The 12,181-nt window shown below is 71.0% G+C and carries 8 protein-coding genes; 1 reads left to right on the top strand and 7 read right to left on the bottom strand.

Annotated features, from left to right (window positions below):
- The first annotated feature begins 21 nt into the window (after positions 1 to 21).
- Positions 22 to 1,617, top strand: a complete 1,596-nt coding sequence (locus AB1K54_RS08545) for an isocitrate lyase (RefSeq protein ID WP_371202326.1) — start codon at positions 22 to 24, stop codon at positions 1,615 to 1,617.
- A gap of 139 nt (positions 1,618 to 1,756) precedes the next feature.
- On the opposite strand, the gene AB1K54_RS08550 is transcribed toward AB1K54_RS08545, so the two are convergent.
- From AB1K54_RS08550 to AB1K54_RS08580, 7 genes are all read right to left on the bottom strand, one after another.
- Positions 1,757 to 2,920, bottom strand: coding sequence for a Wadjet anti-phage system protein JetD domain-containing protein (locus AB1K54_RS08550; RefSeq protein WP_371202327.1), 1,164 nt, complete (start codon positions 2,918 to 2,920; stop codon positions 1,757 to 1,759).
- A complete protein-coding gene (locus AB1K54_RS08555; protein ID WP_371202328.1) occupies positions 2,917 to 6,306 on the bottom strand; it encodes an ATP-binding protein in 3,390 nt (1,129 codons plus the stop codon). The genes AB1K54_RS08550 and AB1K54_RS08555 overlap by 4 nt, the downstream gene beginning before the upstream one ends.
- A complete protein-coding gene (locus tag AB1K54_RS08560; RefSeq protein ID WP_371202329.1) occupies positions 6,303 to 6,944 on the bottom strand; it encodes a DUF4194 domain-containing protein in 642 nt (213 codons plus the stop codon). The genes AB1K54_RS08555 and AB1K54_RS08560 overlap by 4 nt, the downstream gene beginning before the upstream one ends.
- A 20-nt stretch (positions 6,945 to 6,964) precedes the next feature.
- Positions 6,965 to 8,395 carry a DUF3375 domain-containing protein gene (locus AB1K54_RS08565; RefSeq protein ID WP_371202330.1) on the bottom strand — a complete coding sequence of 477 codons (1,431 nt, stop codon included), beginning with the start codon at positions 8,393 to 8,395 and terminating at the stop codon, positions 6,965 to 6,967.
- An 87-nt stretch (positions 8,396 to 8,482) separates the two neighbouring features.
- The gene (locus AB1K54_RS08570) at positions 8,483 to 10,207 is read right to left on the bottom strand and encodes an acyl-CoA dehydrogenase (protein WP_371202331.1); all 1,725 of its coding nucleotides are present in this window, start codon (positions 10,205 to 10,207) and stop codon (positions 8,483 to 8,485) included.
- A gap of 107 nt (positions 10,208 to 10,314) precedes the next feature.
- Complete coding sequence (locus AB1K54_RS08575; RefSeq protein WP_371202332.1) at positions 10,315 to 10,947, bottom strand: response regulator transcription factor; 633 nt, start codon at positions 10,945 to 10,947, stop codon at positions 10,315 to 10,317.
- Positions 10,944 to 12,146: a sensor histidine kinase gene (locus AB1K54_RS08580; RefSeq protein WP_371202333.1), complete on the bottom strand. Its 1,203-nt coding sequence runs from the start codon at positions 12,144 to 12,146 to the stop codon at positions 10,944 to 10,946. Before AB1K54_RS08580 ends, AB1K54_RS08575 begins: the two co-directional genes overlap by 4 nt.
- Between the last annotated feature and the right edge of the window lie 35 nt (positions 12,147 to 12,181).

Here is a 12,181-nt window from a genome sequence, read left to right on the forward strand (position 1 = left end):
ACGAACACTCAAGGACACGACATGACCGCTTACCAGGACGACATCGAGGCCATCCAGACGCTGAAAGAGGAGCACGGCTCCACCTGGGATGCCATCAACCCCGAGTACGTCGCCCGCATGCGGGCGCAGAACCGCTTCAAGACGGGGCTTGCGATCGCCCAGTACACGGCCGACATCATGCGCCGCGACATGGCCGAGTACGACGCCGACTCGTCGGTGTACACCCAGTCGCTCGGTGTGTGGCACGGCTTCATCGGGCAGCAGAAGCTCATCTCGATCAAGAAGCACCTGAAGACCACGAACAAGCGCTACCTCTACCTGTCGGGCTGGATGGTCGCGGCGCTGCGCTCCGAGTTCGGCCCGCTGCCCGACCAGTCGATGCACGAGAAGACCTCGGTGCCGGCCCTCATCGAGGAGCTCTACACGTTCCTGCGTCAGGCCGACGCCCGTGAGCTCGACCTGCTGTTCACGAAGCTCGACGAGGCGCGCCGGGCCGGCGACGAGACCGCGGTCGAGTTCATCCAGTCGCAGATCGACAACCACGAGACCCACGTGGTGCCGATCATCGCCGACATCGACGCGGGCTTCGGCAACCCCGAGGCCACCTACCTGCTCGCCAAGAAGATGATCGAGGCGGGCGCGTGCGCCATCCAGATCGAGAACCAGGTGTCGGACGAGAAGCAGTGCGGCCACCAGGACGGCAAGGTCACCGTTCCGCACGAGGACTTCATCGCGAAGCTCACCGCGGTCCGTTACGCGTTCCTCGAGCTCGGCATCGACAACGGCATCATCGTCGCCCGCACCGACTCGCTGGGTGCGGGTCTCACGCAGAAACTCGCCGTCTCGCACGTTCCCGGCGACCTGGGCGACCAGTACAACTCGTTCCTCGACGTCGACGAGGTCTCGCCGGCGGCCCTCGGCAACGGCGATGTCGTGCTCACACGCGACGGCACGCTCGTGCGCCCCAAGCGCCTGCCCAGCAACCTCTACCAGTTCCGTCCCGGCACGGGTGAGGACCGCGTGGTGCTCGACTGCATCACGTCGCTGCGCAACGGCGCCGACCTGCTGTGGATCGAGACCGAGAAGCCGCACGTCGAGCAGATCGCCGGCATGGTCGACCGCATCCGCGAAGAGATCCCCAACGCGAAGCTCGTCTACAACAACAGCCCGTCGTTCAACTGGACCCTCAACTTCCGCCAGCAGGCCTACGACCAGCTCGCAGAGCAGGGGGCGGATGTCTCGGCCTACGACCGCGCGAACCTCATGAGCGTCGACTACGACGGCACCGAGCTCGCGCAGCTGGCCGACGAGAAGATCCGCACGTTCCAGCGCGACGGCTCGGCGCGCGCGGGCATCTTCCACCACCTCATCACCCTGCCGACGTACCACACGGCGGCGCTGTCGACCGATGACCTCGCCAAGGGCTACTTCGGCGACCAGGGCATGCTCGCCTACGTGCAGGGCGTCCAGCGCCGCGAGATCCGCGAGGGCATCGCCACCGTCAAGCACCAGAACATGGCCGGCAGCGACATCGGCGACAACCACAAGGAGTACTTCGCCGGCGACGCCGCCCTCAAGGCCGGCGGCAAAGACAACACGATGAACCAGTTCGGCTGAGTCCCCGACTCGCACAACGGCGGATGCCCCGACCCGGCCGGGTCGGGGCATCCGCTCGTGCGCACCAGTGAGTACAAGCCTCGACGGCCGGGGACCCGACGGCCGAGGAATCGAACGCGATCGCGCCTCGACGGGTCGTTCAGCCGAGACGCCCGGCCAGCCGCGCCAGCGCCCAGCCCCAGTCGATGCGCTCCTGCTCGAGGCGCACCGCGGAGCCGAAGCGGTCGGTCACCAGATCTTCGTACAGCGAGCGCTCGGCGGAGTCGAGGCGGGTCAGCGCGGCGTTCGTCGGGGTGCCCTCGCTTCCCCAGCAGGCCCGGTGCGCCAGCAGCGTCTCGCGGTCCATGAGCACGGACTCCGTGTGCCCGAGCCACGCGCGCACACGGTTCAGAATGCCGAAGCCGTGCGTGTCGAGGTCGCCCCAGTACAGCACCGGCACGTTCGCGAGCCAGTCGAGCGACGCGGGCTGGTCGGCGTCGTAGCCCTTGCCCCACAGCACGACGCCACCGGGCGGCACCGGGACGCTCAGATACGTGATCTCGTTCTCGACGATGAGCGCGCGCGACGGCCGAACGGTCAGCCCACGCAGTTCGTCGACGCGTAGCGACGCCTCGGTCAGTGCCGACGGGAACCCGAACACCGCCGGATCGAACCGCATCCGCACAGTCTGAGGCTTGGCTGCCAGCCCCAGCCCACGCACGAAGGCCGTCGCAGGCGCGTCGACTCCGAGCATCGCGGCGAGAGGCCTGCGGTGTCGCTCGATGAACTTCGTGTCGACGCCCGGCGCCGTCACCTGCCGCAGGTACAGGCCCGACCCGCGGTGCGCGTCGAGCCATCGGTATGCCGCGAGCACGGCGGGCCAGTCGTGCGAGAGGGCGATCGCCGCGTGCGGGTGCTCGAGCGCCCACTCGCGCGGCACGGCATCGGCATGTGATGCCTCCACGACGAGGCGGAAGGCGACGGCCGCCGAGGCGACCCCGAGGAGCAGCCACGCCTGATCGAACGTTTCGATCACCGCCCGCGCGGGCACATCGGTGGCGCCACTGACCCGCCCGCCGATGCGCTCGCGCCGGATGTCGTACGCCCGGCCCTGGCGCGCCCCGCGCGTGACGGCCTCCACCCAGTCCCGCGCCGCGTCGAAGTGCTCGCCGAGATCGGACGCCGACGGATGCCGCAACGGCACGTCGATCGTCGGAAACACCTCATCGCGAACGAGGGCGCGCAGGAGGCTTCCGTCGTCCCATCGCCGGCGCACGGCCCGGCGGATCTCTTCGAGGCCGCTCCAGCGCGCCGGATCCGTCACGACCTGGCCGCCGCGGCCTCGACGGCCGCGATGCGCTGCTGCTCGCGGAACTCCTCGATCGTGAGAGTCCTGACACGTGAGGCCGCACCCGTGGGGTTGTCGACGAAGCCGATCGCGCTGACGTAGGGCTCGATGACGTGCACCTTCTGCAACGGGGTCACGATGAGCAGCTGCAAGCCGAGTTTCGCGAACAGCTCGAGCGCGTACCGGGTCGAGGCATCCGATCCGCGACCGAACGCCTCGTCGATGACGACGAATCGGAAGTCGCGGGATGCGGCCGCACCCCATTGCAGCTTGAACTGATACGCGAGCGATGCCGCGAGGATCGTGTACGCGAGCTTCTCCTTCTGCCCGCCGGACTTGCCGTCCGAGTCGGTGTAGTGCTCGAACTCCGCTCCGGTCTCGCGGTCCTGCTCGCTGGCGGCGAAGGTGAACCAGGTGCGCACATCGGTGACGCGCCGGGTCCAGAGCCGGTCGCCGTCGGCGTGACCCTCGCGCCCCTTGAACCTCTCGATGAGGGCGCGGATGCGCTCGAACTGCTGTCCCGGGTCGCCACCGTCTGTCGACAGAGCGTCGGTGGTCGCCTCGCGCAGATCGGCTCGGAACTGTCGCACGTCCTGATTGACCGTGGGCTCGGCATCGAGGACGATGATGCGGCCCGGGTTGTAGTCGATGGCCTGCAGCGCCTGGTTGATCGTCTCGATGCGCAGCCGGATCTCGTCGGCCTGCTTGCGCAGCCACGCGTGGAAGCCGACGAGTTCGCGGACGGCGTTGGTGTTCAGCTGGTGGCGGAACTCGCTCTCGAACCGCGGCAGGTCATCACGTTGAACACGCTCGTGGAGCGCCCGGAACTCGCCGATCGCGCGGACATCGGCATCCATCTCGTCGCGCAGGGCGGGCCACCGCCGCAGGAACTCCGCCATCTGCTGCTGGATGCTCGTGGTGTAGCCGTTCATCTCGCGCTGGGCGGCGTCGATCGCGCTGGTCAGCCCCGCGATGAGCGTCTGCGAGAGACGGTCGCAGCCGTCGATCGTGCGCAGATCGCGGCGCCCGGCTCGCTCGGAAAGGCCCGGATACAGGGCTCGAGCGCGCGCGATGGTGTGCTCGTCGAGCGCCGCGAGGGTCTCGCTCTCACGCCGCCGGCGCGCCTCGAGGCCGTCGCGTGTCGTGCGCAGCGCACCGATCCGTCCGATCGCGTCCTCGTACTCCTCGCGCAGCCGGGTGTCTTCGGCATCGAGCCCCGCGAGCTGTTCGTCGATCGCGACGAGCCTGCTGGAGCCCGCGACGAGAGTCCGCCGCTCATCCTCGAGCGCTGCCAACTGTGCCTGCGCCGCCGTGACATCCAGCGCCTGCCAGCTCGGATACTGCTCGAGCGCGGCCAGTGCCTGACCGCGCGCGGCGAGGGCTGCGACATCGGTGTCGACCGCCGCCAGCGCGCGCTCGATGTCGGCCAGGCCCTCGTCGTGGACGGCGAGCTCTGCCTCGAGCGCCGCGAGCTTCTCGGCGCTGCCGCGACCGAGCACCCACGAGCGCGGGTCGGTGGCGGCGCGCCGGTCGTCCTTCTCGTGCCGGTCGCGGTCGCGGATCAGCCCCTGCACGGTGACGGCGCGGTCCTCCTGCTGGAGCTGGGTGACGGAGGCGGCGAGCACATGATCGGCGCGCCGCTCGAGCTCCGCGCGCAGGAAGTCCTCGAACGAACCGGGCTCGACCATGACCGCGTCGAGCAGCCGGGGCTCGCTGTGCGTCGCGGCGATCGTCCGCACGCGCCGTTCGGGCACGCGCAGATACACCAGGTGCGCGTTCAGGCGGTTGTCGTTCACCCACTGCGACACCCGTGCGTAGTGCTGCTGAGACACCAGCAGTGACAGGGCGAACCCGCGCAGCACCCGCTCGGCCGCGCCGCGCCAGGGGGCGAACTCGTCGCGCACGTCGAGCAGCTCGGCTGCGAACGGCAGCTCGATCTCATCGAGCGCCAGCGCCTCGCACAGCGCGCGCCGCACCCGGTCGAGGTCGGCAGGCAGGCTGTTGCGTCGCGTCGCGAGCGACTCGAGCTCTTCGGCGACCGTGCGACGCGCTTGGCGCACCTCGGCGCGGCGATCGAACAGGGGATCCTGTCGTGCGCGCAGTGCGGCGCGCTCCTCGTCGAGCCGCGCGCGCAGCGCGGCGGTCGCCTCGAGACGCGCGTGGAAGTCCACCTCGGTCTCGACCTCATCGAGCCCCAGCGATCGCAGTTGCGCACTGTAGGCACGGAACCGCTCGACGCGGTCGTCGCGGACCGCCTGCAGCTGCGGAATCTCATGCTCGAGCGCGGCGAGTCGATCACCGCCGACGCCCGCGCGCTCGAGCACCAGCCGATCACGCTCGGGGATGAGCGACTGGCGGGCCGCCGCGAGGTCGCTCTTGCGCGTCTCGGCCGCGTCGAGCTGAGTCTCGGCGTCGGCGACGGCCGCGGCGGCGATCTCGCACACGCGTTCGGCGATGAAGGGCACCACTGCCGAGCGCTCGTCGGTCAGCTCGGCGTGGCGGGTCAGTGCCAGCGTGTACTTGTCGGCTGCGACGATCAGCGGATCGAGCACCGCCAGCTGATCCGTCGCCGTACGCACCGCCTCGTGCGCCTTGACGAGGTTGTCGTAGTGGTCGACGATCGCCCGCACTCTGTCGAACGCGTCCACGGGCTCGAGCATGTGGTCGCGCACGAAGTCGTTCAGGTTGCCGACCGACTTCATCGACACCGTCTGGTGGAAAAGCTCCATCGCCTGCTCGGACGCGATGCCCAGCAGCCGGCGCAGGCGGCGATGGTACTCGGGGAACGTGTTGTCGATATCGGCCCCGCGCGAACGCAGCTGCGCACGCAGCGCCTTCAGGTCCGAGCCGAAGCGGCTGAAGTCGGGGTCGATCGACAGCGGCACCGACGCGGTGACGAAGAACCGCTCGGGCTGCCCCGTCCGGTCCTTCTGGTGGAACACCTGCGCGATCGTGACGGTCTCGCCGTAGCCGACGTTCGTGAACCGCCCGAGGATCACCGAGTACGCGGTGTGGTCGCGCAACCCGACCGGCCGCGACGCGCCGGTGGCCTCGTTGCGCTCGGATTTGTAGTGGCCCTCCACGTAGCTGCGGAGGGTCCGTTCCTTCGCATCGGCGCCGGCGGCCTTGTTGTACGCGATGCGATGGGCCGGCAGCAGCAGCGTGGTGATCGCGTCGACGATCGTGGACTTTCCGCTGCCGATGTCGCCGGTCAGAAGCGCGGTCTGCCCGTCCGGCTGCAGCGACCAGACGCTCCGGTCGAACGTGCCCCAGTTGTACACCTCGATGCGCGTGAGCCGGTAGCCGGCCTGCGCGCTCGCCGGGCTGTCGACCTCGAGAGCCGAGAACAGCGCATCGCTCATGATTCGCCGTCCCCAAGAAGCGTCGCGTCGACGGTTTCGATGACGGATGCCGCAGCCTGCGCGGCAGCAGAGGCGTGAGCGGCTCTCCCCCCGTCCGCGTACGCGGCCAGCCGTGCCGAGAAGTCGTTGAGCGTCTGCGCGTCGGCGTACGCCTTGAGGATGCGCCGCACCTCCCACGCGCCGCGCTGGCCGCGCAGCTCGCGCAGGAACCCGAGCTCGGCGACCTGGGCGATGGTGCGGTCGGCCTGTTCGATCGTGCGCGCCTCGTTCGTCGAGGAGGCCTGGAAAACACGCAGCAGCTCGACGATCTGATCGCGCGTGAGCACGAGCCTGCCCGCCTCTCCGGACGCCTCGAACTCGACCATGCGGCGCCGCAGGAGCACGAGCAGCAGACTCACGTTGTACGTCAGGCTGCGTCGCCGCACCAGGCGCGGCAGCGGCTCCTCGCCCTCGTCGGCCTCTCGCGTGCGCAGATACGCGTACCCCTCGGCCTCGTCCACGATGACATCGACGCCGATCTGGGCGAAGTGGTCGGCGACGGCGGCGCGGTGCCGCGCGAGCGCGTCCCACACCGGCTCGTGCGCCGGCACGTCGCGGTAGACCACCTCGCGCATGAGCGAGATGATCGACGTGGCCACGACCTGTTCTTCCGGACTTCTCATCGGCGCACCACCGTCACCTGCGGCATCCTCACCCGGCGCGGCGTGCCGGCCGCGTCGACATAGTCGATGGTCATTTCGTCAGCGGTCTCGTCGACGGCGACCGACACGTCGTCTTCGTCCAGCGAGAGATAGCCGAGCAGCTCGGCGACGCCGTCCTGGATCGGGTACAGCGCGACGATGTCGTCCAGCGCGACGCGCGCGCGTGGGGGGACGACCGCTCGGATGTTGCCGACGAGCCTCGCCGTGTCGACGAAGTGCTGGGCGAACAGTCCGTCCAGCTCGACCTCGTCGATCGACTGCGGCGCCGGCATGCTGTCGACCACCACGTCGGGTTGCGGATCGTACAGCGGACGCTCGAACACCAAGGCGATGGGCAGGCCCGGCTCATCGACGTGCACGCCGATGTCGCCGGGCGGGCGGTCCCGCACGGCGAGCGCGGATGCCTCGATCGCCCGCACCAGGTCAAGCACGCGCCGGTTCTCGACCCACACCTGATCATCGAGAAAGCGGCGCAGCTGCTCGGACAGGCCGCGCACGGTCTGCTGCGTGCGCTCGGCCGCGTCGGCCCAGTCGTAGTGGACGCGGCGCACGCGCCGGTCGGCGTCGAGCTGCGGCATGGCCTGCACGGCGTCGAGCAGGTCGGACAGCTCGTCTTGCCGGCCCTCGGACAGCAGGAAGTCGTAGAACGCCTGGAAGCTGCGACCCTGGTCGGACGAGGCGATGTCGGTGCGGCTGGTCACGAGCTCGTCCAGGAGCGCGCCCTTGCCGCCGTCCCACCCGGCGATCTTCTCGCGAGCCGAGCGGTCGAGCGAGCGGAAGTTGTCTTCGACTTCGCGGAAATCGCCCAGCAGCTCGCGCGCGGTGGCGGCGAACTGCTGATACCGCTCGCGCAGCGCGGTGTCGTCGAGCACCGCGACCCTGCCCTCGCGAGCCTCGGCCAGTTCTCTGTCGAGCGCTTCTCGACGCCGTTCCAGCTCGGCGACGCGCTCGAGCGGATCAGCCTGAGAGCCGTGCACGATCTGACGCAGCAGGTCGATGAGCGTCTGCAGCCGCGACTCGGTGCCGACGAAGGAGCGCGCGCGCAGGCCTTCGACCCAGCGATACGCCTTCTCGAGCGCTGGGGTCGCCTCGACGTGCACCTCTTCGGACCCCGCGGGATAGAAGCGCCGCAACAGGCCTGCCTTGGGGTCGGACCAGTCGTCGACGTAGGCCGCCGCCTCCTGCGGGTACCGATCGGGGGTCGCTCGGTGGATCGAGAAGAGCTCGTCGTCGAGGGCCGCGACGAGCTCGCCCAGAGGCACCGCACCGCGGTTGTCGTCGATGAACCGCCGCCCGAGGAACGACAGGATCAGCGGCGCGTTGTGCGCCCGCAGCACACGCCAGGCGGGATGCCGCTCCCAGAGGCGGTCCAGTTCGTCGAGGTCCATACTGCCTCAAGCGTAAGAGGTGCCGGCGACATGACCTCGCGCCGGCCTCGCGGCGGACGGCCCGGGGGCGTCGCGCCGACGCCTGTCTCAGGCGATCTCGCCGGCCTCCACCGTCTCGGCGTAGGACGCCGCGCGCGACAGGTGGTGGGCGCCGTAGAAGTCGGCTTCCCGCAGGCGCCGCGCGTCGGCGGGCTGCTCGGCGTCGTGGCCGAGGACCGCGACGACGGCGAGCGCGTGCATCCAGCCGCCGGTGACCGTGCCGAGCAGCATCAGGTACGGGACGCTCACGGCGTACGCGTCGCGGGGCGACCCGGCGAAGCCGAGCACCGCGGCGGTCGCGCGGCGCGCGGCCCCCAGCGCGCGGTCGAGGCGGTCGGCGGTGCGCGCCGCGACCGGGTGGTCGACAGCGCCGAGGGCGGTGATCGTCTCGTCGATCTGGGCGAACAGAGCGGATGCGGTCACCCCGCCGTCGCGGATCACCTTGCGTCCGACGAGGTCGTTGGACTGGATCGCGGTGGTTCCCTCGTAGATCGGCATGATGCGCGCGTCGCGGTAGTGCTGTGCGACGCCGGTCTCTTCGATGAAGCCCGACCCGCCGTGCACCTGGATCGCCTCGGACGTGATCCGCAGGGACTCCTCAGTGGTCCAGCCCTTGAAGATCGGCACGAAGAACTCGGCGAGGGCGAGGGTGCCGTCGGTGTCGGCGCGGTCGAACAGATCGCCCAGCAGCACGCCCATCGCGCGCATCGCGAAGATCTCGCTCGACATCGACAGCAGCAGGCGCCGCACATCGGGGTGCTCGCCGATCGCGGTGCCGGCCTCGCGGCCGATCACGGGGCCCTGCAGGCGGCTCTCGGCGTACGCGGCGGCGCGCTGGTAGGCGCGGTCCGAGACGCCGGTGGCCTGCAGGCCCATGCCGGCGCGTGCCGAGTTCATCATGACGAACATGCCCGCCAGGCCCCCGTGCAGGTCGCCCGCGAGGTACCCGGTGGCGCCCTCGTACGCGAGCACGCAGGTCGGCGAGCCGTGGATGCCGAGCTTGTGCTCGAGCGAGACGGTCTCCACGCCGTTGCGCGCCCCGAGCGACCCGTCGGCGTTCACGAGGTATTTCGGCACCACGAACAGCGAGATGCCCTTCGCGCCCTCGGGGGCCCCCGGGGTGCGGGCGAGCACGAGGTGCACGATGTTGTCGGCGACGTCGTGGTCGCCCCACGTGATGAAGATCTTCTGACCGGTGATCGACCACGTGCCGTCGTCGTTCGGGGTCGCCGTGGTGCGGATCGCGCCGAGGTCGGTGCCGGCCTGCGGCTCGGTGAGGTTCATGGTGCCGGTCCAGGTGCCCTCGACCAGGCGCGAGAGGTAGGTCTCGCGCAGTTCGTCGGAGGCGACGGCGTCGAGCGCGTGGATGGCGCCGGCGGTGAGCATCCAGCACAGCGCGAAGGCCATGTTCGAGCCGTTCCAGATCTCGCCCAGGCCGTCCTGGATCAGCACCGGCAGTCCGTCGCCGCCCGCGGACGCGGGGGCGGATGCCGTGATCCAGCCGGCCTCGACGAGCGCGGCGTACGCCTCGGCGAAGCCTTCGGGCAGGCGCGCCTGGCCGTCTGAGAGCTGCGCCCCGACGCGGTCTCCGACCTGGTCGAGGGGGGCCAGCACGTCGGAGGCGAACTCGCCCGCGGCGGCGATCACGTCGACCGCGTCATCCGCCGTCATCGCGCCGTCGGTGGCGCGCGCCACGACGTCGGTGCCGAAGGCCTCGCGATACAGGAACGCGTAGTCCTCGACGGGGGCGGTATAGGTCGACGCGTCGGCCATGGCGGTCCTCCTCGGAATTGACACTCCGGTTCAGTCTACGCGGTACTCGGTCTCACGGCGACCGTGCCCCCGCGTCCGCCGCGCGCCCCGGCCCCGCTCCCCCGCCGTCAGCCCAGCAGCCCGCGCTCCATCGCGAGGGTCACCGCGCGCGTGCGATCGGCCACGCCCAGCTTGTCGAACACCTTCAGCAGGTGCGTCTTCACCGTCGACTCGCCGATGCCCAGCGCCACGGCGACCTGCTTGTTGCTGTGACCGGATGCCACCAGGTGCAGCACCTCGACCTCGCGGGCCGTCAGCACCGGGGCAGCCGCGGGGCGGCGCATCCGCTCCACCAGCCGCACCGCGACCTGCGGCGACAGCGCGGACTGCCCCGCCGCCACCGACCGGATGCCCGCCACGATCTCGGCCTGCGGCGCCGCCTTCAGGAGGTACCCCGCCGCGCCCGCCTCGATCGCGGCGATGATCTGGTCGTCGGACTCGTACGTGGTGAGGATCAGCACGCGCGGCGGCGGGCTCCCGGCCTCGCCCGCGGCGATGCGCACGGTCGCCGCCACGCCGTCGACGCGCGGCATGCGCAGGTCCATCAGCACGACGTCGGGGCGCGTCGCGGCCGCGAGTCGCACCGCTTCGTCGCCGTCGGATGCCTCGGCCACGACCTCCAGGCCGGGCTCGTCCGACAGCAGCCCGGCCAGGCCCGCCCGCACGATCGGGTGGTCGTCGGCGATGAGCAGGCGGATCACGCGGCGCCGCCCGCTGCGTCGTGGGCGACGGGCGCCGCCGCGCCGGGGAGCACGACGCGCACGGTCGTCCCGCGCCCAGGCCTCGACGAGACCTCCAGCGCGCCGCCCGCCAGCGCCACCCGCTCGCGCATGCCGTCGAGCCCGAAGCCCGCCGCCGGGGCCGCGGGATCGAAACCGCGGCCGTCGTCGGCGACGGTCAAGGTCACCGGCCCCCCGGTGTCGGCCTCGACGCGCACCGACACGCGGACCGCGCCGGCATGCTTCGCGGCGTTCGACAGCGCCTCCTGCAGGCACCGCAGCACGACGACCTGCGTCTCACGGTCGAGCCGCCCCGCGACGGCTCCGGCGTCGAGCGAGATCTGCGCCGGGCCGTGCGCGCGGAAGCGCTCGACGAGCCGCTGCACCGCCGACTCGAACACGGGCTCGCTCGGCACCGCCGCCGTGCGCGCGACGAGCGCGCGAGCCTCGCCGAGGGCGTCGCGCGCGACCTGCTCGACCGTCGAGATCGTCGCGGCCGCGGCATCCGTCTGTCCGCCCCTGGACTGCCGGCCCGCGCGCTCGGCGAAGATCACGAGCCCGGCGAGCGTCTGCGCGAGGGTGTCGTGGATGTCTCGGGCCAGCCGCTCCCGCTCCTGGGCGGCACCGCGGTCACGGCTCAGCGCCTCGACCTGGGTCTGCGCCGCCTGCAGTTCGGCGAGCAGACGTGCCCGCTCCTGGCCGTACTCGGCGATGTACGCGATCCACAGGCCGATCGCGATCGAGAAAGCCAGCGAGAACACCGCGGTCGCAAGACCCGACACCGCCGCGGCCGCGTCGCCGCCGTTGCCGAGCCAGGCCCCCGCGAACACGCTCGCCGCGATGACGATCGAACCCCCGATGCCGCGCCGGCGGGAATCGCCGACGACCCACGCGAGCGGGTACGCCAGCGTCTGCAGAATCGCGAGGAAGGGCGCCGCCCCTGTGCCGACCCCCACCGCGAGCGCCGCCACCGCGAGGAACACCGGGAACCGCCATGACGCGCGCGGCGGGTGGACGGCGGCCCGGCCGATCGCGACATACCCGACGGCCAGGAGCACGATGCTCGCAAGACCCACCGTCAGGCGCACCGCGCCCTCCGGCCGGAATGCGGTGAGCAGCGCCATCGCGACCACGATCGACACGATCGCGACGATGGCGTCCCACCTGCGGGTGCTGAGCATGCCCTCTCGCCTTCTCATCACGCCCTCGCCCGCCC

The sequence above is a fragment of the Microbacterium sp. BWT-B31 genome (assembly GCF_041379855.1).
Classification (GTDB): domain Bacteria; phylum Actinomycetota; class Actinomycetes; order Actinomycetales; family Microbacteriaceae; genus Microbacterium.